The following is a 24,428-nucleotide window of genomic DNA, read 5'->3' on the forward strand; positions in this document are numbered from 1 at the left end:
ACTAAGAAGTAATGCCTACTATGACTCAAGTCGCGAAGAAAATTCTGGTGACGTGCGCGCTGCCGTACGCTAACGGCTCAATCCACCTCGGCCATATGCTGGAGCACATCCAGGCTGATGTCTGGGTCCGTTACCAGCGAATGCGCGGCCACGAGGTCAACTTCATCTGCGCCGACGATGCCCACGGTACACCGATCATGCTGAAAGCCCAGCAGCTTGGTATCACCCCGGAGCAGATGATTGGCGAAATGAGTCAGGAGCATCAGACTGATTTCGCAGGCTTTAACATCAGCTATGACAACTATCACTCAACGCACAGCGAAGAGAACCGTCAGTTGTCTGAGCTTATCTATACTCGCCTGAAAGAGAACGGTTTTATTAAAAACCGCACCATCTCTCAGCTGTACGATCCGGAAAAAGGCATGTTCCTGCCGGACCGTTTTGTGAAAGGCACCTGCCCGAAATGTAAATCCCCGGATCAATACGGCGATAACTGCGAAGTCTGCGGCGCAACATATAGCCCGACGGAACTGATCGAGCCGAAATCAGTGGTTTCTGGCGCTACGCCGGTAATGCGTGATTCCGAACACTTCTTCTTTGATCTGCCCTCTTTCAGCGAAATGTTGCAGGCATGGACCCGCAGCGGCGCGTTGCAGGAGCAGGTGGCAAACAAAATGCAGGAATGGTTTGAATCCGGCCTGCAACAGTGGGACATCTCCCGCGACGCGCCGTACTTCGGTTTTGAAATTCCGAACGCGCCGGGCAAATACTTCTACGTCTGGCTGGACGCACCGATTGGCTACATGGGTTCTTTCAAGAATCTGTGCGACAAGCGCGGCGATACCGTAAGTTTTGATGAATACTGGAAGAAAGATTCCACCGCCGAACTGTATCACTTCATCGGTAAAGATATCGTTTACTTCCACAGCCTGTTCTGGCCAGCCATGCTGGAAGGCAGCAACTTCCGCAAACCGACCAACCTGTTTGTTCACGGCTATGTAACGGTGAACGGCGCGAAGATGTCCAAGTCTCGCGGCACGTTCATTAAAGCCAGCACCTGGCTGAATCATTTTGACGCTGACAGCCTGCGCTACTACTACACTGCGAAACTCTCTTCGCGCATTGATGATATCGATCTCAACCTGGAGGATTTCGTTCAGCGTGTGAATGCCGATATCGTCAACAAAGTGGTGAATCTGGCGTCCCGTAACGCGGGCTTTATCAACAAGCGTTTTGACGGCGTGCTGGCAAGCGAGCTGGCTGACCCTGAACTGTACAAAACCTTTACCGATGCCGCTGAAGTTATTGGTGAAGCGTGGGAAAGCCGTGAGTTTGGTAAAGCTGTGCGCGAAATCATGGCGCTGGCTGACCTGGCTAACCGCTATGTTGACGAGCAGGCTCCGTGGGTGGTGGCGAAACAGGAAGGTCGCGATGCCGACCTGCAGGCGATTTGCTCAATGGGCATTAACCTGTTCCGCGTACTGATGACGTACCTGAAACCGGTACTGCCGAAACTGACCGAGCGTGCGGAGGCGTTCCTGAATACGGAACTGACCTGGGATGGCATCCAGCAACCGCTGCTGGCGCACAAAGTTAATCCGTTCAAAGCACTGTATAACCGCATCGACATGAAGCAGGTTGAAGCACTGGTGGAAGCCTCTAAAGAAGAAGTGAAAGCCACTGCCGCGCCAGTTACTGGCCCGCTGGCTGATGATCCGATTCAGGAAACCATCACCTTTGACGACTTCGCCAAAGTTGACCTGCGCGTGGCGCTGATTGAAAACGCAGAGTTTGTTGAAGGTTCTGACAAACTGCTGCGCCTGACGCTGGATCTTGGTGGTGAAAAACGTAATGTCTTCTCAGGCATCCGTTCTGCTTATCCAGACCCGCAGGCGCTGATTGGTCGTCACACCATTATGGTGGCTAACCTGGCACCGCGTAAAATGCGCTTCGGTATCTCCGAAGGCATGGTGATGGCCGCCGGTCCTGGCGGGAAAGATATCTTCCTGTTAAGCCCGGATGCCGGTGCTAAACCGGGTCATCAAGTGAAATAATCCCCTTCAAGGCGCTGCATCGACAGCGCCTTTTCTTTATAAATTCCTAAAGTTGTTTTCTCGCCTTTTTGTCGCTCTGTAACCTGCGCAAATGCTGTTAGCATCTGTATTAAACTGGATAAAATCACAGGGATGCAGAATGAGACACTTTATCTATCAGGACGAGAAATCACATAAATTCTGGGCGGTGGCGCAGCAGGAAAACGAACTGCATATTAGCTGGGGAAAAGTCGACACCAACGGACAAAGCCAGGTAAAAAGCTTTGCGGATGCTGCTGCTGCGGAAAAAGCAGAGCTGAAGCTAATCGCGGAGAAAATGAAGAAGGGTTATGTGGAAGGTGACTCGGTAAATATGGTTCTCCCGCCAGTCACAAAAGAAAGCCCCCCTTCTGAAGTTAAAACTGCAGTTGTAAGTAAAAACAAACGCCCATGGCTTGCTGATGATGCAGTCATTACGTTAACTGACGATATTAATCGATTTGCTTTCCCTCATCGCACCAGGCCAAGAGAAATTAATTATCTGCGCAATAAAGGTGAAGTATGGAAGCGTATTGCAGATAGCACTTATGCATATGATTTAAAAAAATACTACAGTTCTTATCCGGAAAACTGGCAGCAGGCGTTTGCCGAATTACAGTTGCGAATCCAGGATAATCTACAGACAGGTAGTGCGCAGTCTGATGCGGCATTACTCTGGCACTCCTGGAACTCTTACTCAACAGATGAACTGGTCGATGACTTAGTCGTTCGTTGTGGCCTGGAAACTACCGTTGAAATCACCCTTCTCGCTCTTCAACTTAGATATAAAACAGTAAAAGCCGCCGTCACGACCATAATTCCTCCCGATCTCGAAGCAGAATCGCTACCGAACTGGCATCAACGTCTATGTCATCATCTTTCACTCGCTTCAGAAGATGAGTGGCAACGCTGTGTAGATAAAGTACTTGCTGCTATTCCCTCGCTCTCCCCGGCACGGCAACCTTTTGCGGCGCTACTGATCCCTGAACGACCGGATATCGCCAATGCCATGGCGCTACGTTATGCAGATCAAAACGTTCCGGCGATGACCTGGTTAAGACTGGTGGTAACCGATGATACTGCTCTAACTACAGCAGAAAAATACGACTTCCCACCGTTGTATCGTGATTTTCGCGCTTATCTGGCAATGTTGTTGGCAAATAATGGGGTGCGCGGTGTAAGCCGGATACTTCTTGAGTTAACGGAAGACCATTCTGACGACCCGGATTATGTTTTCAATCACATCAGTGAAACCGAAAACCTTGTCAAATGGCTATGGAAAACGAATCACCCGGATGCGATTCAAATTCTGATCCTCGGTGTAATTGGCAAGAAAAAGCACCTGGAATACTTAAGCAAAGCCTGTCAAAAACATCCTGCTGCGGCTATTGCCGCTTATGCTACTTTGTTGGCAATACATGAAGATACACAGTGGCGTAACGCACTTGTCAAACTGATTACCGCCACGCCAGAGTTGGTATGTGACGTTATTCCCTGGGTTAATGCTAAAGCGGCAGGTATCTTATCTGAATGTCGTCCGCAACCTGCGACTGAAGAATGTGAATATGCCACTGCGGATATGTTGCCAGAGCTGTTTACTTCGCCACCGTGGGTAATAAATAAGAAAAAGAATGCAGTACCCGTATTTGATTTACCGATACTTCCCGTTCCTGCCGTCACTGATATCACACCAGGAATTACAGAATTAATCAGTTATACTGACATATCCAGATTCAGTGACATCGCAAAATATCAGGCATCACAGCAAACATTTTTTACCGATCTGCCACTAATTGAAAAAGAAAGCTGGGAGACATCTTTCATTCCTTTTACACCAGAACAACAAATTCTCTGGCGACTGGGGTTTAAGGAATGGCGCAGAACCGGAGAAGAACAATACGAAAAAAAAATAATGCCACAAAGCGCAGTTGATGCCCTGTTACGTTTCGATTTCCCGTCGCTGAAAGCAGAGTTTGCGCAATACCATAACAAAGGCAGTAAATCCTGGCAGTTGTACGCTCTCTGTTTCCTACCCACTCAACATGCTATTTCTTTCCTCAATCAAATAATCAATGAAGAAGAATTCTCCGGCGAGAAAGAGATTCTGGCGATTTTTGGTGATGCGGCCATTCCTGCGTTTATGAAATGTCTGCAACGTAAGCCACAACAGTTGTGGATATTCACTCTCTTCCTGGGCGTCAGCGAATTAGCATTACAGATGGCGCAGCGATTACAGAAAACAATGTCTGCTGAAGATGCCCGAAAATGGCTGGCTAAATTCCCACGCCATGCCGCCGCCGGGCTACTTCCTGTGGCACTGGGCAAACAAGGAAAAGATCGTGATTGTGCCCGCCAGGCGCTCCGTCTGCTGGTGAAATTAAACCAGCGAGAAACGATTGAGGAAATCGCCCAAGGGTATAACCAACCTGATGTTTTAGCTGCGCTGGCAACATTGTTCGATAGCGATCCGCTGGAAGAATATCCCGCAAAAATCGCCCCTCTGCCCGGCTTTTATCAGTTCAGCTTATGGCGCAGACCACGGCTTAAAAGTAACAACCTGCCTCTGCCAGATGACGCTATGCGCCACCTCGGCACTATGTTGAGCTTTCCTCGCGACATTACCGCCTACGCTGGGCTGGATATCATTAGAGAAACCTTCACCCGCGAATCACTGGCTGAATTTGGCTGGGATCTGTATACCGCCTGGACAGAAGCTGGCGCCCCCGCAAAAGAAAACTGGGCATTTACCTCGCTGGGAATTTTAGGCAATGACGACACCGCCCGTAAATTAACCCCGCTTATCCGTGCCTGGCCGGGGGAATCCCAGCATAAACGAGCAGTTTCCGGGCTGGATGTGTTAGCCAGTATCGGTAGCGATATGGCGCTGATGTTGCTTAATGGCATTGCGCAAAAGATTAAATTCAAAGCATTGCAGGAACATGCCCGCGACAAAATCAATATGGTCGCCGAAAATCGCGGGCTGACAATGGCCGAACTGGAAGACCGACTGGCTCCCGATTTAGGACTTGATGCCCACGGCTCTCTGACACTTGATTTCGGTTCACGTCAATTCACCGTTGGTTTTGACGAAACCCTAAAACCCGTGGTTCGCGACGCAAACGGCAAAGTTCTGAAAGATTTACCTAAACCCAACCAGAGCGATGATAAAACACTGGCAACTGACGCCGTTAACCTCTTCAAACAGTTGAAAAAAGATGTACGCGCCATAGCCAGCCAGCAGATTGCTCGCCTGGAACAGGCTATGTGCCAGCGCAGACGCTGGACGGCAGAGCAGTTCCGCCTGTTCCTGGCAGAACATCCGCTGATGTGTCACTTAACCCGACGGCTGTTATGGGGAGTATATAACGATGAAAACGCCCTTATGACCTGTTTCCGCGTGGCAGAAGACAGCACTTACAGCGATGCGCAGGATGAGCTATTCACGCTGCCAGCAGGGAACATCGGTATTCCGCATGTGCTGGAAATCTCCCCTGAATCCGCCGCTGCATTCAGGCAAATTTACGCTGATTACGAACTGCTTCCCCCCTTCCAACAGCTCGACCGTTGTAGTTACCACCTTGCTGACAATGAACGCAGCGCCCATGAATTGACACGCTGGAGCGGACGGCTTTGCCAGGCCGGGCGCATTGTCGGACTGGAACGCAGAGGCTGGCAACGCCTGGAAGAAAGCGGCAGCGTCTATGCAATGCGCAAATCTACCCTTTATGGCGATCTCGAACTTGAAACAGAACATTTCTCATTGATTTATGGTGAAACGGGTTATGGCGATTTACTACCTGTTGAAAGCGTAAAAATCACTTCACCAGGGGAACGCTACAGTACACAGCCCTCGCTCACGTTCTCCGCGCTTGATGCCATCACCGCCAGCGAGTTGATTAACGATATTGAATCACTGTTTGATTAAAAGGATTTAACTATGAAAACCTATATTTATCAGGACGTAAAATCACATAAATTCTGGGCGGTGGAGCAGCAGGGAAACGAGTTGCATATCAGTTGGGGTAAGGTCGGCACCACCGGGCAAAGCCAGGTAAAAAACTTTGCGGACGCTGCGGCGGCGGAAAAGGCGGAGCTGAAGCTGATTGCGGAGAAGGTGAAGAAGGGGTACGAGGCGGAGAACATTGTGATAACACCGTCATCTGCCCTCGCCAAAGTTACTGAAAGCCCTGAAATCCCCCCTTTGCCACAAGCCAAACCAACATCTGCTGGAGCTACTCTTCCCTGGCTGGCAGACGATGCCCAAATCATTCTGCCTACAGAAGTAGCCCCAACAACTCTAAGTCATCGACGCTGGCCAGGCAATCCTGTGCCACAAGAGGGTGAATTAACTCTACTTCGCACCGTCGCCGCAAATACTCATCGGCGTTTTAAAAAGATGGTCACCTTTGATTACAGCGCCTGTTCACCGGACTGGCAGCAAGCAATAGCCCGGGCTGTCGACCTTATCGACTCCCCCATTCATACCACGCTGCCGCCACAAGTTCTGGCGGTATTGGTTGCTCTGGAACAAGGTTTCAATCGTAATGATCACGAAGAGTTACTGGATCAAATTGTCCAGGAAGGTGGTCTGGAATATGCCACTGAAGTGATCATTGCGTGGCAATCCATCTGTTTTAGCTGGAATTATGACGCCAGTCTTATTACGGTCACTCCGGCTAAGACGCAGCCTGATTATCTGTCACGGTTCGCCGCAATTGAAATGCGCCTGCGTAAGCATCTGTCACTAGCAAATGACGAGGTATGGCAACGCTGCGCCGGCAAACTGATTGCTGCACTCGGAAACATGCCTGCCTGGAACCAGCCACTAGTTGCGTTATTGTTGCCAGAAAAACCAGAAGTAGCTCATGAAATTGCCAGACGTCTTTGCGGGCAAAAAGGGTTATATGCGCTGGAATGGCTAAAACTAGTGGCCACAGATGAGCAGGTATTGACGGAACTGGAAAAATACCATCCAGGGCACCCAGGGCAGGTATTTGATGATTATTACTGCGGTAAAATCTGGTGTGCGACAATACTTCAGGAACAACGTGTCGCTGCGCTAGCCCGTTTCACCCCTTATGCTTCCGGCGACACATGCGGTGAAGTGTTGATGCATATCAACCACCCGCAGGCACTTACGTCGCTTATCCATGCTAGCGAGCAAGGAAAGCGTTGCCACGAACGGATGACAAAGGCTTTCGCTCGCTTTCCACATGCTGCTATGGCGGCATTAGCTGAATTGCTGGCGCAAAAAGAGGAAAAAAGCTGGCGTATGATGCTGATGACAATGCTTATCTCTCAACCAGCATTAGCAGAACGGGTAATTCCCTGGCTAACGTCACCAGCAGCTACAGTGCTGAAATCATGCCAGCAACAGCTGACACAACCCTCAAACCATGCCTGCGACGATATGCTGCCAGCCGTATTAGTCTCGCCCCCGTGGCGGGTGAAAAAGAAAAAATCTGTAATGCCGGTATTGGACTTAGCGCCATTAGCGTTGGAGTCACGCTGCACATTGACCGAGACGGCAGAAAAAGAGATTCATGCAAGGCATCGCTGGTACGCACATCAAATAGATATCGGACAAAAAGAGGATACTCAGAATTACCTGACGCGCCTGGGTTTCAATCGCTGGAATAATGATCACTATATGAAAGCGCCTGATGTTGCTGTAGAGGTCTGGCTGCGGGGAGATTATTCCGCGCTGATCAGCGAATTTAAAACCTTCTGGCACTCCTATCAACGGGAATGGCAGCTCTACATGTTAGCTGCACTGCCTATCGAAAAAACAGCGCAGGCGTGGAATGTCCTTAGTAAAGAGCCACACGTCGGCGTCGAATATGTCATGACGCACCTGCAACTCAGCGGGTTGCAGGGTTTTATTCACTCCTTTTCACGCTATCCACAGGAAGCGTTGCCTGTAGCACAATATTTTTCGGCTATCGAATTAGCGCCGCTGATTGCCCGAGCCTTCAACAAACTCAAAACCCTACGACAAGACGCCCGTACCTGGCTTCTTAAATACCCGGAACATGCCATTACCGGCCTGCTGCCAGCGGCTCTCGGCAAAGCCGGTGAAGCCCAGGATAATGCCCGCGCCGCCTTGCGTATGTTGACTGAAAATGGTCATCAGCCATTACTGGAACAAGTCGCCCTGCGTTATAACCAACCGGAAGTAACAGCCGCCATCAACGTCCTGCTGGCTCTCGATCCGCTGGATAATCACCCGACAAAAATCCCTACTCTTCCGGTCTTTTATCAGCCATCGCTCTGGACGCGCCCGCTATTAAAAGCAAACGCCCAATCACTACCAGATAACGCCCTCCTCCACCTCGGTGAAATGCTTCGCTTCCCTCAGGAAGAGGCACTTTATCCGGGATTATTACAGGTGAAAGATGCCTGTACCGCCGACTCACTGGCTGAATTTGCCTGGGATCTGTTTATCGCCTGGCAGACGGCTGGCGCGCCGTCGAAAGAGAGCTGGGCGTTCAGTGCGTTAGGTGTTCTCGGCAACGATGACACCGCCCGCAGACTGACGCCGCTTATCCGCGCATGGCCTGGCGAATCCCAGCATAAACGGGCCACCGTCGGACTGGATATTCTCGCCGCTATCGGCAGCGATATTGCTCTGATGCAACTTAACGGTATCGCCCAGAAGCTAAAATTCAAAGCATTGCAGGAGCGGGCAAAAGAAAAGATTGCCAACATTGCCGAAAGCCGCGAACTCACGGTCGCGGAGCTTGAAGACCGGTTAGCACCGGATCTCGGTCTGGATGATAACGGTTCGCTGCTGCTGGATTTCGGCCCACGTCAGTTCACCGTCAGCTTTGATGAAACCTTAAAACCGTTTGTGCGTGATGTTTCCGGCAGCCGCCTGAAAGACTTACCTAAACCCAATAAAAGCGATGATGAATCGCGGGCGAACGACGCGGTTAACCGCTACAAACTGCTGAAAAAAGATGCCCGTACCGTTGCCGCCCAGCAGGTAGCAAGGCTGGAATCCGCCATGTGCCTGCGCCGCCGCTGGTCAGAGGAAAACTTTCGACTCTTTCTGGTTGAACACCCACTGGTACGCCACTTAACCCGCCGCCTGATTTGGGGCGTTTATAGCGCCAACAACCAGCTACTGGCTTGCTTTCGTGTAGCGGAAGACAACAGCTACAGCACCGCTAACGATGATCTCTTCACCCTGTCGGAAGGCGATATCTCTATTGGTATTCCTCACGTTCTGGAAATATCACCGACGGATGCTGCCGCCTTTGGTCAGCTTTTTGCTGACTACGAACTGCTACCACCGTTCCGCCAGCTTGACCGTAACAGTTACTCCCTGACAGAAGCTGAGCGCAATGCCAGCGAACTGACTCGCTGGACAGGCAGAAAATGCCCGAGCGGTCGGGTCATGGGGCTGGCAAATAAAGGCTGGTTGCGTGGCGAACCGCAGGATGCAGGCTGGATCGGCTGGATGATCAAACCTCTTGGTCGCTGGTCGTTAATCATGGAAATCGATGAAGGTTTTGCGGTAGGCATGTCACCAGCCGAACTCAGCGCCGAGCAACTCTTAAGCAAACTGTGGCTATGGGATGGCAAAGCAGAAAGCTATGGCTGGAGGAATAACGCAACACAGGAAGCCCAGTTCTCCGTGCTCGATGACATCACCACCAGCGAGTTAATTAATGACATTGAAGCTCTATTTGAATAAGGGAAGAACATGAGCAAGGAATTACCGTGGCTGGCGGACGATGCGCAACTGGAACTGAAATTTAAAAAAGGCAAAACGCCGCTCAGTCATCGTCGCTGGCCGGGCGAACCAGTGCCCGTTATCACTGAAAGTCTCATCCAGACATTGGGAGATGAATTACTACAACAAGCAGGCAAGAAGAAAAATATCACCTGGCATTATGATAAATGTTCACTGGAGTGGCAGTCCGCCATCCAGCAGGCAATTAATTTGATTGGCGAGCATAAACCGTCAATCCCAGCCTTTACAATGGCGGCTCTGATCTGTATCGAGAAAAATGATAGCCAGCAGTTACTTGATGAAATCGTGCAAAAATATGGGCTGGAATATGCAACGGATGTGGTGATAGCGCGTCAGTTCATTGCACTGAATTATCATGCTGATCCATCAACTGTGTGTTTAATGACACCTAACGAAGATACAGGCTATGGCTATCGCTCAGAGACTTATAGCAATTTCGATTTTCGTCTGCGTAAACATCTTTCACTGGCGGAGGAAAACTGCTGGCAGCGTTGCGCCGACAAACTCATTGCTGCACTGCCAGAGATCCCCACAGTTCGCCGCCCTTTTATTGCGCTGATGCTTCCGGAAAAACCAGATATAGCGAATGAGCTTGCCAGCCTTGAAAGCCCATCAACAAGTTTTCACTCAAAGGAGTGGTTAAAGGTCGTTGCTACTGATAATACGGCGGTAAAAAAACTCGAACGATACTGGAGCCTGGACGTATTTAGCGATCGCGAAGCCAGCTACATGTCGCATGAAAACCACTTCGGTTACGCTGCCTGTGCCGCCCTTTTACGCGAACAAGGGTTAGCTGCCGTGCCACGTCTGGCAATGTATGCTCATAAAGACGACTGCGGCAGTCTGCTGGTACAAATAAACCACCCGCTGGTCATCCGCATCTTGTTACTGGTGGCTGATAAAAACAAACCCAGCCTGCAACGTGTTGCTAAATACAGTAAAAATTTCCCCCATTCGACACTCACCGCACTGGCTGAACTGCTGGCGTTAAAAGAACCACCTGCTCGTCCTGGTTATCCAGTCATTGAAGACAAAAAACTGCCTGCACAGCAAAAAGCACGTGATGAATACTGGCGCACGCTGTTACAAGCGTTGATGGCATCGCAGCCACAACTGGCAGAAGACGTAAGTCCATGGTTAAGTGCTCAAGCCCAGGCCGTGCTGAATAGTTATTTATCGGCACCGCCGAAACCTACTTTCGAGAGTACTTATAGCAACGACCTGCCAGAAATACTTGTTTCTCCACCGTGGCGAGGTAAGAAAAAAACGGCATTGCTGCGCCTTGATTTAGCGCCTCTCAAATTAGCTCCCAAAGCCCGCTGGCAACCAGGCGAACGAGAGAGGCTTGCCGCCACAGAGTCTGCTCGTTATTTCAGCACGGGATCTTTTGCGGAACGCATGGAAAGAAAAAGTGGTCGCGTTGTACTACAGGAGCTAGGTTTTGGGGATGATGTATGGCTGTTCCGAAATTATATACTGCCCGGCAAACTGGATGCGGCGCGCAAATCATTAGTGGTTCAGTGGCATTACTACCAGGGCAGAGTCGAGGAAATCAACAATGGCTGGCATTCTCCGGAAGCAAAATCAGCAGAACAGGCGCTTCGTAACGGCGACGTTGAAGCGTTAATTAACGCCTGGGAAAATGACAGCTACTCGCGTTATCGTCCTGAAAAGAGTGTCTGGAATCTGTATTTATTGGCACAGCTTCCGCGTGAGATGGCAGTGGCTTTCTGGCTGCGTATCAATGAGAAAAAACATCTGTTCGCGGGTGAAGACTATTTTCTCAGCATCCTCGGTTTGGATGCATTACCCGGTTTGTTGCTGGCTTTTTCACATCGTCCGAAAGAAACATTTCCGTTAACTTTAAATTTTGGCACAACCGAACTGGCGCTGCCCGTCGCCCGCATCTGGCACCGTTTTGCCACTCAGCGTGATCTGGCACGCCTGTGGATTTTACAATGGCCAGAACATACAGCTACCGCACTTATTCCTCTCGTCTTTACTAAGCCCAGCGACAACCGCGAAGCCGCATTACTTGCCCTGCGTTTACTGTATGAACAGGGACATGGCGAATTATTGCAAACCGTGGCGAACCGCTGGCAGCGTGCTGATGTGTGGCCTGCCCTGGAGCAATTGCTTATACAGAACCCACTAGAAATTTACCCGCCGCGCATTCCGAAAGCCCCTGATTTCTGGCATCCGACAATGTGGCACAAGCCACGGCTTATCAATAATAATCAGCCTGTTACCGATGATGCTCTGGAAATTATTGGCGAAATGCTGCGCTTTACCCAGGGTGGGCGTTTTTATAGCGGACTGGAACAATTGAAAACGTTCTGCCAGGCGCAAACGCTGGCCGCTTTTGCCTGGGATCTGTTTACCGCCTGGCAACAAGCTGGCGCCCCCGCAAAAGATAACTGGGCATTTCTGGCGTTAAGTCTCTTTGGCGATGAAAGCACGGCACGGGATCTGACAACGCAGATCCTCGCCTGGCCGCAGGAAGGCAAATCTGCCCGGGCTGTCAGTGGCCTGAATATACTTACCCTGATGAATAATGATATGGCGCTAATACAACTGCACCATATCTCGCAACGAGCGAAATCGCGCCCCTTACGTGATAACGCGGCGGAATTTCTTCAGGTGGTCGCAGAAAATCGCGGACTAAGCCAGGAAGAGTTAGCGGACAGATTAGTCCCAACACTGGGCCTTGATGATCCACAGGCGCTTATCTTCGATTTTGGTTCACGACAGTTTAGCGTTCGTTTCGATGAAAACCTCACCCCGGTTATCTACGATCAGCAAAACGTGCGCCAGAAAAGTGTTCCCCGGCTGCGAGCCGATGACGATCAACGTAAAGCGCCTGAAGCACTGGCTCGCCTGAAAGGATTGAGAAAAGACGCTACTCAGATCAGCAAAGATCTACTGCCGCGTCTGGAATCGGCACTGCGCACCGCCCGACGCTGGTCGCTGGCAGATTTTTACTCTCTGTTTGTTAAACATCCTTTTACCCGACTGGTTGCCCAGCGACTGATATGGGGCATTTATCCGGCAAATGAACCACGTCGTTTACTTAATGCATTTCGCGTAGCGGCAGAAGGGGAATTCTGTAATGCCCAGGACGATGTTATTGATCTACCTCCAGATTGCCTGATTGGCATTGCGCACCCGTTAGAAATGCCAACAGAAATACGTGGTGAATTTGAACAACTTTTTGCCGATTACGAGATTATTCCGCCATTTCGTCAACTGGCACGACGCACGGTACTTCTCACGCCAGATGAAGCAGCAAACAATAGCCTGAACCGCTGGCAGGGGAAGTCAGCCACCGTTGGGCAACTGATGGGGATGCGTTACAAGGGCTGGGCATCAGGGTATGAAGACGAATTTGTCTATGGCTTAGGTGAGTATCGTCTGGTGCTTAAGTTTTCACCCGGTTTTCACCACTACAATGTTGATAGCAAGGCGTTGATGAGTTTCAGTTCTCTTAAAGTGTATCGTGACAATCAATCTGTCACTTTTGCCGAACTCGATGTATTTGATTTGAGTGAAGCCTTAAGTACGCCGGACATCATTTTTCACTAACGCACTGCGGGTAGTAACAAAACTGCCCGCTGTCTGACAACTGAGAAAATCCATGATCGTGCAAAGTGAACTGGTCTCTATTTACGACTATCAGGTCATTGATCCTGAAGAACCCTTTTCCTTCCGACTTGAAATACATAAATATGCCCAATTATTTACTGGAACGGTCTATCGACTGGAACGCTTCCGGTTGCATCCAACATTTAATCAATTTGATCGAGATGATAGCGACCCGCTAATAAATGATGCTTTGATTTATATAAGAGATGAATTTATTGATGAGAAAATATTACGAGGTGAATCACTAGAAACTGTAATAGCAATTTTTAATCGTGAACTACATAATATATTCAGTCAACAAATAGAATTATAATTTATTAAAGGGGGAAGAGGTATTCCCCCTTAGATGCGTTTCAATTTGCTAATTACTTCAACAAATCAATCAACCGTAACAGAGCCACTAACAGCTCCAGTACAGCAATGAGCACGGTTAACTTTCGTGTCAGCGTGTCCATTCGCTCTCCTTATTAAGGAGCGCAACACCAGCACCTTACCCTTACGCTGCCTGTCGATGCCGGTTTACGTATGTTGGTACGAAACGTTGCTCTCCGGATCAGGGCACCGCCTGCGGCACCACCCGTCCGGCAGCCAGGACTTGAAATTGGCCCGATCCAGAACAACCTCCCAACGGACAGGATTATAAATCTCACTTGCTGAATTGCAATGGAGCGTAGGTATGGTTATAATTCATTCGTTGGTACGAAATGTTGCACAATCAGTAAGTTAACATCAAAGTTGTAAATAAAAAAACCTGCCTCACCAGCAGGTTTTTTTATTTCCTGTGATCTACTTTCCAGATATTTTCCACTCAAACAGTTAATGCGCCAAACATTTATTGCGCGTAGAATATCGTTTATTTTATTAATACATTTCAGGGATGAATATATGTCACCGCAGAATAATCATCTGCAGCGTCCGCCTGCCGCTGTGTTATATGCCTATGAACTGGCAAAATTAAAACAAAATGATCGCGCGCCCTGCCCTCCCGGCTGGCAGTTAAGTTTGCCTGCAGCCCGTGCTTTTATTCTTGGCGATGAGGCGCAAAACATCAGCCGTAAAGTCGTAATCAGCCCTTCTGCTATCGAACGCATGTTAGTGACTCTTGCCACCGGGCGCGGTTTAATACTGGTTGGGGAGCCGGGTACGGCAAAATCTCTCCTTTCTGAATTGCTCGCAACAGCCATTAGCGGCGATGCTGGTTTAACCATTCAGGGCGGCGCATCAACCACCGAAGACCAAATCAAGTACGGCTGGAACTACGCTCTGCTAATCAACCATGGTCCGTCAACAGAAGCTCTTGTCCCGGCTCCGCTCTACCAGGGGATGCGTGATGGCAAAATCGTCCGTTTTGAAGAGATAACGCGTACACCGCTGGAAGTACAAGACTGTCTGTTAGGTATGCTTTCTGACAGGGTTATGACGGTTCCGGAACTTACCGGTGAAGCAAGTCAACTCTACGCCCGTGCAGGCTTTAACATTATTGCCACCGCCAATACCCGCGATCGCGGCGTCAATGAAATGAGCGCGGCGCTAAAGCGTCGCTTCGATTTTGAAACCGTCTTTCCGATTATGGATTTCGCCCAGGAACTGGAACTGGTCGCCAGTGCTTCGGCGCGTTTGCTGGCTCATAGTGGCATTCCGCACAAAGTACCTGACGCGGTACTGGAATTACTGGTGCGTACCTTCCGCGATCTGCGTGCCAACGGCGAAAAGAAAACGTCAATGGATACCCTGACGGCCATTATGTCTACCGCTGAAGCCGTTAACGTGGCACACGCCGTGGGGGTCCGCGCCTGGTTTTTAGCGAATCGCCCGGGAGAGCCTGCCGATCTGGTGGACTGTATTGCTGGCACCATCGTCAAAGATAACGAAGAAGATCGCGCTCGGCTGCGCCGTTACTTTGAACAGCGTGTTGCCACGTATAAAGAAGCTCACTGGCAGGCTTATTATCAAGCTCGCCACCGTCTGCCGTGAGGGAAGTTGTATGAGCGAGCCGTTAATTGTCGGCATCCGGCATCATAGCCCGGCCTGTGCCCGGCTGGTGAAATCGCTAATCGAAAGTAAGCAACCACGATACGTGTTGATTGAAGGTCCAGCCGATTTTAATGACCGGGTAGATGAATTGTTTTTAGCCCACCAGCTTCCTGTTGCCATATACAGTTATTCTCAATATCAGGACAGTAAGGCCACGGGGCGCGGTGCCTGGACCCCGTTTGCCGAATTTTCCCCGGAGTGGCAGGCATTGCACGCTGCGCGTCGCATTCAGGCGCAAACGTACTTTATCGATTTGCCTTGCTGGGCGCAAAGTGAAGAAGATGACGATGAATCGGCTGCGGCTGATGGCGGTCTGGCCTTACTGTTACGCGCTACCCGCATGGATAACAGCGACACGCTGTGGGATCACCTGTTCGAAGATGAAAGCCAGCAAGCTGTGCTGCCATCATCACTGGCTCACTATTTTGAACAACTACGGGGAGAAACCCCTGCTGATGCTCTCAACTGCCAGCGTGAAACCTTTATGGCTCGCTGGATTGCATGGGCTATGCGGCAAAACAATGGCAATGTGTTAGTCGTCTGCGGCGGCTGGCACGCCCCGGCGCTGGCAAAAAGATGGCGCGAATGCTTGCAGGAAAGTCAAAAACCAGAATTACCATCGCTGCCAAAAGCTGTTACTGGTTGTTATCTCACACCATACAGTGAAAAACGCCTTGATGTGCTGGCGGGATACCTTTCAGGAATGCCAGCTCCGGTCTGGCAAAACTGGTGCTGGAAATTTGGTTTGCAACGCGCCGGAGAGCTGTTACTTAAAACGATTCTAACCCGTTTACGTCAGCACCACTTACCTGCCTCCACCGCCGATATGGCTGCCGCCCATCTGCATTCGATAGCTCTGGCACAACTACGCGGTCATACTCTGCCGCTACGTACTGACTGGCTGGATGCATTAGCGGGCTCGCTTATCAAAGAAGCATTAAACGCGCCGCTACCGTGGAGCTATCGCGGAGTCATTCACCCGGATACCGATCCCATTTTGCTGACGCTGATTGATGTCCTGGCAGGGGATGGATTTGGCAAACTTGCCCCTTCCACGCCTCTGCCTCCTCTACCAAAAGATGTAACGTCCGAACTGGAACGTACCGAAATCACCCTACCATCCGACCTGGCGTTGAATCGCTTTACCCCCGGCGGCCTGGCACAAAGTCAAGTGCTGCATCGGCTGGCAATCCTCGAACTCCCCGGCATCACACGTCAACACGGAAGTACACTGACGCTTGCGGGTAACGGCGAAGAACAGTGGAAATTAACTCAACCACTTAGCCAACATGCCGCATTGATTGAAGCAGCCTGCTTTGGCGCCACACTTCAGGAAGCTGCACGTAACAAATTAGAAGCAGACATGCTGGATGCAGGAGGAATTAGCAGCATCACTGCATGTCTGAGTCAGGCAGCATTAGCCGGTCTGGCGAACTTTAGTGAGCTGTTACTGGAACAACTCGCGTTGCTCATCGCCCAGGAAAATCAGTTTGCTGAGATGGGCCAGGCGCTGGAGGTGCTTTACGCCTTGTGGCGGCTGGATGAAATCAGCGGTATGCAAGGCTCACAGATATTACAAACAACGTTATGTGCGGCCATCGATCGCACGCTATGGCTATGTGAGTCCAACGGCAGACCGGACGAAAAAGAATTTCACACCCATTTGCATAGCTGGCGAGCGTTGTGTCATATCCTGCGCGACCTTCATAGCGGCATTCAACTGCCGGGCGTCTCGCTTTCCGCCGCTCTGGCATTACTGGAACGCCGCAGCCAGAGCACTCATGCAACGGCGCTGGATCGCGGCGCGGCTCTTGGCGCACTGATGCGTCTGGAACATTCCAACGCCAGTGCCGAAGCGGCGCTGACGATGCTAACGCAATTGTCTCCGGCACAGTCAGGCGAAGCTCTGCACGGTTTGCTGGCGCTGGCCCGTCATCAACTGGCCTGTCAGCCTGCATTTATCGCCGGTTTCAGCCGTCATTTAAATCAACTGAGTGACGCCGATTTTATTAACGCCCTGCCCGATTTGCGCGCGGCGATGGCCTGGCTACCACCACGAGAACGCGGGACGCTGGCGCATCAGGTGCTTGAACATTATCAACTGGCGCAACTTCCTGTTTCGGCGCTGCAAATGCCGTTGCATTGCCCACCGCAAGCTATTGCACATCATCAACAACTCGAACAGCAGGCACTGGCATCGCTGCAACACTGGGGAGTATTCCATGTCTGAACTGAACGATCTTCTGACTACCCGTGAGCTACAACGCTGGCGATTGATTCTTGGCGAAGCGGCAGAAACTACCCTTGGTGCTCTGGATGGCAATGCCCGGCAGATAGACCATGCGCTGGAGTGGCTGTATGGGCGCGATCCCGAACGTATCCAGCGTGGTGAACGATCCGGTGGATTAGGTAGCTCAAATCTCACCACACCAGAATGGATCAATAGTATTCATACGCTCTTTCCGCAACAGGTCATTGAGCGGCTGGAAAGTGACGCGGTGCTGCGCTACGGCATTGAAGATGTGGTGACAAATCTTGAGGTGCTGGAACGTATGCAGCCCTCTGAAAGCCTGTTACGCGCCGTTTTGCACACTAAACATTTGATGAATCCGGACGTGCTGGTCGCCACTCGCCGGATAGTGCGCCAGGTGGTGGAAGAAATTATGGCGCGACTGGCGAAGGAAGTTCGTCAGGCTTTTTCTGGTGTACGTGACCGCCGCCGCCGCTCGCACATTCCCCTGGCGCGTAATTTCGATTTCAAAAGTACTCTGCGCGCCAACCTGCAACACTGGCATCCGCAACATGGCAAGTTGTATATCGAATCGCCCCGCTTTAACAGCCGAATTAAGCGCCATAGCGAACAATGGCAACTGGTTTTACTGGTTGATCAAAGTGGATCAATGGTGGATTCGGTGATCCACTCGGCAGTGATGGCGGCCTGTCTATGGCAACTACCCGGTATCCGCACACATCTGGTCGCTTTTGACACCAGCGTGGTCGATCTCACGGCAGACGTTGCCGATCCGGTGGAGTTATTAATGAAAGTACAGTTAGGCGGCGGAACGCACATCGCCAGTGCGATGGAATATGCCCGTCAACTTATTGAACAGCCGGGTAAAAGTGTAATTATTCTGGTGAGCGATTTTTATGAGGGAGGAGCATCATCATCACTCATCCACCAGGTGAAACAATGTGTTCAAAGCGGCATCAAAGTGCTGGGACTGGCGGCGCTCGATAGCACAGCAACGCCCTGTTATGACCGTGATATGGCCCAGGCGCTGGTTAATGTCGGTGCACAAATTGCTGCAATGACGCCGGGCGAACTGGCGTCATGGCTGGCGGAGAAACTTCAGTCATGAATGCACTACACCCGGAATTATTAGAACTGACGCCACAAGCCCTGACGGCGTTAAGCAATGCTGGTTTTGTTAAGCGCAGCCTTAAGGAGCTGGAAAATGGCAATATCCCGCAAATCAGCCATGAAAACGGCACGCTGATCGCCACATTTAGTGACGGTACACGCAGCCAACTGGCAGGCGGTCAGGCGCTGAAGGAGGCTCAGTGTAGCTGCGGAGCTATCGGTATGTGCCGCCATCGCGTGATGCTGGTGTTAAGTTATCAGCGACTTTGTGCTACCTCTCAGCCCACGGAAAAAGAAGAGGAATGGAATCCGGCAATCTGGCTGGAAGAACTGACTACCCTGCCCACTGCCACGCACAAACGCGCTCAATCCCTGGTCGCCAAAGGTATCACCATTGAACTGTTCTGCGCGCCAGGCGAAATTCCCTCTGCCCGCTTACCGATGAGCGATGTGCGTTTTTATTCCCGCAGCAGCATTCTTTTCGCCCGTTGTGATTGCATTGAAGGAACGCTGTGCGAACACGTAGTACTGGCAGTGCAGGCATTTGCCCAGGCCAAAACGCAGCAGGCAGAATTTACCCATTTAATCTGGCAGATGCGCAGCGAACACGTCGCCTCGAACGACGATCCATTTGCCAGCGACGAAGGCAAAGCATGTCGTCAATATGTCCAACAATTAAGCCAGGCATTATGGCTGGGCGGCATCAGCCAGCCGTTACTCCACTACGAGGCAGCATTCAGCCGCGCACAGCAAGCGGCGGAACGCTGCAACTGGCGATGGGTGAGTGAATCGCTACGGCAACTGCGCGCCAGTATTGATGCCTCCCACGCCCGCGCCAGTCACTATCATGCCGGAGAATGCTTACATCAGCTTGCAGCATTAAACAGTCGATTGAACTGTGCACAAGAGATGGCGCGACGCGACGGTGTTAGTGAAGTCCCGCCCATGCCCTGGCGCACGGTCGTTGGTGCAGGCATTGCCGGAGAAGCAAAGCTTGATCATCTGCGGCTGGTATCGTTAGGTATGCGTTGCTGGCAGGACTTCCAACAGTATGGTTTACGGATCTGGTTTAGCGACCCCGACACTGGCAGTATTTTGCATCTGTCACGCAGTTGGTCGAGAAGTGAACAAGAAAAGGCGCCAGCAGCTACGCGTCGGCTGTTTACCTTTCAGGCTGCCGCGCTGGCGGGTGGGCAAATTGTTTCACAAGCTGCACGTCGGAGCGCCGAAGGCGAACTGTTATTAGGTACGCGCAACCGCTTAAGTAGCGTTGTGCCACTGTCACCTGATGCCTGGCAAATGCTGGGAGCACCGTTACGCCAGCCAGGCATTGTGGCTCTGCGGGAATACCTATGCCAGCGTCCACCAGCCTGCATACGACCTCTTAACCAGGTGGATAATTTATTTATTCTGCCGGTGGCGGAATGTCTTTCTCTTGGCTGGGATAGCAGCCGCCAGAGGCTGGATGCGCAGGTAATCAGTGGCGAAGGCGAAGATAATGTGCTGACGTTATCACTGCCAGCTTCAACCAGTGCGCCTTTTGCAGTTGAACGTATGGCGTCCCTTTTACAACAGCAGGATGATCCTGTGTGTCTGGTTTCTGGTTTTGTCAGTTTTGTTGAGGGGCAATTGACGCTGGAGCCACAGGTGATGATGACGCAAACTCGCGCCTGGGCGCTGGATGCAGAAACTGCGCCTGTGGCACCGCTACCTTCCGCCAGCGTTCTTCCTGTACCGTCCACCGCTCATCAGGTGCTGATGCGCTGCCAGGCGTTGCTTATTCAGCTACTCCATAACGGCTGGCGCTATCAGCAACAGAGCGCCATTAGTCAGGCTGATTTGCTGGCGAACGAACTTACCGTAATCGGTTTTTATCGGCTGGCGCATGTGTTGAAGCAATTGCGCAATTCGGAAGGCGAGACACTGGCAGAAGTATTGAATAACTGTGTTTTACTCTGCGAACAGTTGTTGCTGATGCTTGAGCAACAAGGAGGAAAAAATGCTTTTTATTAAGAGATCTACTCCATTTCCGGACTGCTCAAGACGAGGTATAAAGAATATTCTATAGCGCCCTGGTGAGAGTCACCAGTTTTCTGATCTTGATAAAATGGAGTTTTACATGAAGGCTTTCAACAAACTGTTTTCCCTCGTTGTTGCATCTGTTCTGGTTTTCTCTCTCGCTGGCTGTGGTGATAAAGAAGAATCAAAGAAATTTAGTGCCAATCTGAACGGTACTGAAATTGCCATTACCTATGTCTACAAAGGCGACAAGGTGCTTAAGCAATCTTCAGAAACCAAAATTCAGTTTGCAACCATCGGTGCGGCTAACAAAGAAGAGGCAGCTAAAAAGCTTGAGCCGTTAAGTGCAAAATATAAAAACATTACTGGCGTTGAAGAAAAATTAACCTTTACTGATAATTACGCGCAGGAAAACGTGACTATCGATATGGAAAAAGTTGATTTTAAAGCCCTGCAGGGTATTTCCGGCATTAACATTTCTGCTGACGATGCCAAAAAAGGCATCACTATGGCGCAAATGGAACTGGTGATGAAAGCCGCTGGCTTTAAAGAAGTGAAATAATCTGCCGGAGGCCATGCTCTCTGCATGGCCTCCAGACCTGTCTTAGTTTTTCTTCACATGCTGGCGCGCAGCCAGTCCACGCAGAAAATAACGCAAGAATTGATCGCCGCATTCGCGGAAGTTTTTATGCTCCGGTGCACGCATCATCGCAGTAATTTCCGGCATAGAAACGCGAAACTGCTGTTCGGTGAGGATCGCCAGAATGTCATCGGTTTTCAGTGAAAACGCGATGCGCAATTTTTTCAGCACAATATTGTTATTAATACGACGTTCCGGTTCCAGTGCCGGTGCAGACTCATCCCTGCCGCGTTTTTCGTAAATCAGGCCATTCAGGAATGAGGACAAAATAATGTCCGGACAACGTTGAAAACCTTCTTCGTCTTCTTTACGTAACCAGATGGCAATCTGTTCGGCAGTGGCTTCGACATTGCCCAGCGCCAGAATGCGCGCCAGGTCGTTATTATTGGCTTTTAAAATGTAGCGCACGCTGCGCAGAATATCATTACTTAGCATGAGGCCTTCAGGTGTTGATGAGGCAAAAAGCCATTTTAGCAGTCTTTTAAAGGCCAATCGCCTCTTTTAAGCTTTTCAGATAACGGCGGCTGACCGGCACGGTTAAGCCATTACGCAAAATCAACTCGGCCTGGCCATTATCTTCCAGGCGAATCTCCTGCAAATGCGCGAGATTAACCAGATACTGACGATGACAACGCAGTAGCGGTGTACGACTCTCCAGGGTGCGCAAAGTCAGTTCGGTAAAACCTTCTTTCCCTTCATGACTGGTGACATAAACACCGCTCATCCGACTGCTGACAAACGCCACATCTTTCATTTGCAGCAAATAAATCCGACTATGCCCCGTACAAGGGATAAATTTCAGCGCCTGCTGATTTTCCGGTAACAGCGAAACATCCTGCTTGCTCCGCTCCTGACGCAAACGCGCCAGCGTTTTCGCCAGTCGCGCTTCATCAATTGGCTTCAGGAGATAATCAAAGGCATGTTCTTCAAAGGCTTTAATGGCGTATTCGTCAAACGCGGTGAGAAAAACGATATACGGACGATGTTCCGGGTCGAGCATCCCCACCATTTCCAGACCGCTGATGCGCGGCATCTGGATGTCGAGAAACAGCACGTCCGGGCGCAGTTTATGCACCGCGCCGATCCCTTCCACGGCGTTTGAGCACTCGCCGACAATTTCAATATCGCTCTGTTCTTGCAAAAATACGCGCAGGTTCTCCCGTGCTAACGGTTCATCATCGACAATTAAGACTTTAATCATGCCTCGTCCCTCCATGGCAGTCGTAACGTTATTCGGGTGTAACTATCAGGCTCACAGGCGACGCTTATCCCATAGTCATCGCCAAAACGCTCACGTAAACGCTTATCCACCAGATTCATCCCCAGCCCGCTGGCATTAGTTGCCGGTTGATACAAACCGGCATTGTCTTCGATCTCCAGCATTAAATGTTGCCCTTCACGCCTTGCGCTAATTGCCACTCGCCCTGTATCCAGGAGTTGTGATGTTCCATGTTTAATAGCGTTTTCCACTATTGGTTGCAGGGTAAACGCGGGCAACTGCTGCCGGGATAATTCATCTGGAATAGAAATGTTGACCTGCAATCGCGACTGGAAGCGCGCCTTTTCAATTTGCAGATAAGCATTCACATGTTCAATCTCGTCGGCGAGAGTAACAAACTCCGAAGGCCGCTTTAAGTTTTTGCGGAAAAAAGTGGAAAGATACTGCACCAACTGGCTGGCCTGTTCGCTGTCGCGGCGGATAACAGCTTTAATGGTGTTAAGCGCATTGAACAGGAAATGGGGATTCACCTGGGCGTGAAGCAGTTTAATTTCTGACTGGGTGAGCATGGCTTTTTGCCGCTCATATTGCCCGGCGAGGATCTGCGCCGAAAGCAGTTGCGCAATCCCCTCGCCCAGCGTGCGGTTGATTGAACTGAATAAACGGTTTTTGGCTTCATACAATTTGATGGTGCCCATCACCCGCTGATTTTCCCCACGCAATGGAATCACCAGCGTCGAACCCAGTTTGCATTGCGGATGCAAAGAGCAACGGTAAGGCACTTCGTTGCCATCGGCGTAGACCACTTCGCCGGTTTCAATCGCTTTTAAGGTGTAGGTCGAGGAAATCGGTTTGCCTGGCAAATGATGGTCGTCACCGATCCCGGTAAAGGCCAGCAATTTCTCGCGATCGGTAATGGCTACAGCACCAATATCCAGTTCCTGATATAGCACCTGTGCCACTTTCATGCTGTTCACTTCGTTAAAGCCCTGGCGCAAAATGCCTTCCGTCGAGGCTGCGACTTTCAACGCGGTAGCGGAAAAAGCCGAAGTGTATTTTTCAAACATCGCGCGTTTATCAAGCAATATACGCATAAACAGCGCCGCGCCGACGGTATTGGTGACCATCATTGGCGCAGCAATATTACTCACCAGACGCACCGCATCTTCATAAGGTCGGGCGATCGCCAGGATGATCAACATTTGCACCATTTCAGCAACGAACGTGACGGCACCTGCGGTAATGGGGTTAAAGACTTTATCAGTGCGCCCGCGTCGGATCAGGATGCTGTGTACCAGGCCGCCGAGCAATCCTTCGACGATAGTCGAGATCATGCAACTTAGCGCGGTCATCCCCCCCATGGAATATCGATGTAACCCGCCGGTCAGGCCAACCAGACCGCCCACCACCGGGCCGCCGAGTAAGCCTCCCATCACCGCGCCAATCGCCCGCGTATTAGCAATCGAATCGTCGATATGCAACCCGAACCAGGTGCCCATGATGCAGAAGATGGAAAAAACGATGTAGCAGAGAAATTTATGCGGCAGACGAACCGTGACCTGCATTAACGGTATGAATAATGGTGTTTTACTCATTAACCATGCAATGACTAAAAAAACGCACATCTGCTGAAGCAGCAGCAACACCAGATTAAAATCGTACATACCCGCAAACCACACTTC

The 24,428-nt window shown here is 50.7% G+C and carries 13 protein-coding genes; 10 read left to right on the forward strand and 3 right to left on the reverse strand.

Going from position 1 to position 24,428, the window contains the following annotated elements; all coding sequences use genetic code 11:
- Positions 1 to 20 precede the first annotated feature (20 nt).
- From metG to WC5_RS02340, 10 genes are all read left to right on the forward strand, one after another.
- On the forward strand, positions 21 to 2,054 hold the full coding sequence (gene metG / locus WC5_RS02390; RefSeq protein ID WP_010348962.1) for a methionine--tRNA ligase: 2,034 nt from the start codon (positions 21 to 23) through the stop codon (positions 2,052 to 2,054).
- Between the two features lie 139 nt (positions 2,055 to 2,193).
- Positions 2,194 to 5,997, forward strand: a complete 3,804-nt coding sequence (locus tag WC5_RS02385) for a DUF4132 domain-containing protein (protein ID WP_001215572.1) — start codon at positions 2,194 to 2,196, stop codon at positions 5,995 to 5,997.
- Between the two features lie 12 nt (positions 5,998 to 6,009).
- Complete coding sequence (locus tag WC5_RS02380) at positions 6,010 to 9,771, forward strand: DUF4132 domain-containing protein (protein ID WP_000860782.1); 3,762 nt, start codon at positions 6,010 to 6,012, stop codon at positions 9,769 to 9,771.
- Positions 9,772 to 9,780: 9 nt separating this feature from the next.
- Positions 9,781 to 13,413, forward strand: a complete 3,633-nt coding sequence (gene yehI / locus WC5_RS02375; RefSeq protein WP_000032132.1) for a DUF4132 domain-containing protein YehI — start codon at positions 9,781 to 9,783, stop codon at positions 13,411 to 13,413.
- Between the two features lie 52 nt (positions 13,414 to 13,465).
- The gene (locus tag WC5_RS02370; RefSeq protein WP_000636979.1) at positions 13,466 to 13,786 is read left to right on the forward strand and encodes a hypothetical protein; all 321 of its coding nucleotides are present in this window, start codon (positions 13,466 to 13,468) and stop codon (positions 13,784 to 13,786) included.
- Between the two features lie 572 nt (positions 13,787 to 14,358).
- Complete coding sequence (locus WC5_RS02360; RefSeq protein WP_010348966.1) at positions 14,359 to 15,447, forward strand: ATP-binding protein; 1,089 nt, start codon at positions 14,359 to 14,361, stop codon at positions 15,445 to 15,447.
- Positions 15,448 to 15,457: 10 nt separating this feature from the next.
- Positions 15,458 to 17,737, forward strand: coding sequence for a DUF5682 family protein (locus WC5_RS02355; RefSeq protein WP_001294348.1), 2,280 nt, complete (start codon positions 15,458 to 15,460; stop codon positions 17,735 to 17,737).
- Positions 17,730 to 18,866: a vWA domain-containing protein gene (locus tag WC5_RS02350; RefSeq protein ID WP_001292792.1), complete on the forward strand. Its 1,137-nt coding sequence runs from the start codon at positions 17,730 to 17,732 to the stop codon at positions 18,864 to 18,866. Before WC5_RS02355 ends, WC5_RS02350 begins: the two co-directional genes overlap by 8 nt.
- Positions 18,863 to 20,881 carry a zinc finger protein YehQ gene (gene yehQ / locus WC5_RS02345; protein WP_000992624.1) on the forward strand — a complete coding sequence of 673 codons (2,019 nt, stop codon included), beginning with the start codon at positions 18,863 to 18,865 and terminating at the stop codon, positions 20,879 to 20,881. Before WC5_RS02350 ends, yehQ begins: the two co-directional genes overlap by 4 nt.
- Before the next feature lie 106 nt (positions 20,882 to 20,987).
- Positions 20,988 to 21,449 (forward strand): YehR family lipoprotein, encoded by a 462-nt coding sequence (locus WC5_RS02340; protein ID WP_010348969.1) that lies wholly within the window; start codon positions 20,988 to 20,990, stop codon positions 21,447 to 21,449.
- Between the two features lie 42 nt (positions 21,450 to 21,491).
- Here the strand turns inward: WC5_RS02340 and WC5_RS02335 are convergent, their stop codons facing one another.
- From WC5_RS02335 to btsS, 3 genes are read right to left on the reverse strand one after another with little or no spacing between them, the layout of a single operon-like run.
- The gene (locus WC5_RS02335) at positions 21,492 to 21,962 is read right to left on the reverse strand and encodes a YehS family protein (protein WP_010348972.1); all 471 of its coding nucleotides are present in this window, start codon (positions 21,960 to 21,962) and stop codon (positions 21,492 to 21,494) included.
- 46 nt (positions 21,963 to 22,008) lie between these two features.
- Positions 22,009 to 22,728 carry a two-component system response regulator BtsR gene (gene btsR, locus WC5_RS02330; protein WP_010348973.1) on the reverse strand — a complete coding sequence of 240 codons (720 nt, stop codon included), beginning with the start codon at positions 22,726 to 22,728 and terminating at the stop codon, positions 22,009 to 22,011.
- Positions 22,725 to 24,410 (reverse strand): two-component regulatory system sensor histidine kinase BtsS, encoded by a 1,686-nt coding sequence (gene btsS / locus WC5_RS02325; protein ID WP_010348976.1) that lies wholly within the window; start codon positions 24,408 to 24,410, stop codon positions 22,725 to 22,727. Before btsS ends, btsR begins: the two co-directional genes overlap by 4 nt.
- Positions 24,411 to 24,428: the final 18 nt, after the last annotated feature.

It is taken from the genome of Escherichia sp. KTE114 (assembly GCF_000407765.1).
Lineage (GTDB): Bacteria > Pseudomonadota > Gammaproteobacteria > Enterobacterales > Enterobacteriaceae > Escherichia > Escherichia ruysiae.

Excerpts from the sequence above, each read along its gene's own strand:
- WC5_RS02385 (WP_001215572.1), top strand. The coding sequence starts at position 2,194 with ATGAGACACTTTATCTATCAGGACGAGAAATCACATAAATTCTGGGCG.
- btsR (WP_010348973.1), bottom strand. The coding sequence starts at position 22,728 with ATGATTAAAGTCTTAATTGTCGATGATGAACCGTTAGCACGGGAGAAC.
- WC5_RS02370 (WP_000636979.1), top strand. The coding sequence starts at position 13,466 with ATGATCGTGCAAAGTGAACTGGTCTCTATTTACGACTATCAGGTCATT.
- WC5_RS02335 (WP_010348972.1), bottom strand. The coding sequence starts at position 21,962 with ATGCTAAGTAATGATATTCTGCGCAGCGTGCGCTACATTTTAAAAGCC.
- WC5_RS02340 (WP_010348969.1), top strand. The coding sequence starts at position 20,988 with ATGAAGGCTTTCAACAAACTGTTTTCCCTCGTTGTTGCATCTGTTCTG.
- WC5_RS02360 (WP_010348966.1), top strand. The coding sequence starts at position 14,359 with ATGTCACCGCAGAATAATCATCTGCAGCGTCCGCCTGCCGCTGTGTTA.
- WC5_RS02350 (WP_001292792.1), top strand. The coding sequence starts at position 17,730 with ATGTCTGAACTGAACGATCTTCTGACTACCCGTGAGCTACAACGCTGG.
- metG (WP_010348962.1), top strand. The coding sequence starts at position 21 with ATGACTCAAGTCGCGAAGAAAATTCTGGTGACGTGCGCGCTGCCGTAC.
- btsS (WP_010348976.1), bottom strand. The coding sequence starts at position 24,410 with ATGTACGATTTTAATCTGGTGTTGCTGCTGCTTCAGCAGATGTGCGTT.
- WC5_RS02355 (WP_001294348.1), top strand. The coding sequence starts at position 15,458 with ATGAGCGAGCCGTTAATTGTCGGCATCCGGCATCATAGCCCGGCCTGT.
- WC5_RS02380 (WP_000860782.1), top strand. The coding sequence starts at position 6,010 with ATGAAAACCTATATTTATCAGGACGTAAAATCACATAAATTCTGGGCG.
- yehI (WP_000032132.1), top strand. The coding sequence starts at position 9,781 with ATGAGCAAGGAATTACCGTGGCTGGCGGACGATGCGCAACTGGAACTG.
- yehQ (WP_000992624.1), top strand. The coding sequence starts at position 18,863 with ATGAATGCACTACACCCGGAATTATTAGAACTGACGCCACAAGCCCTG.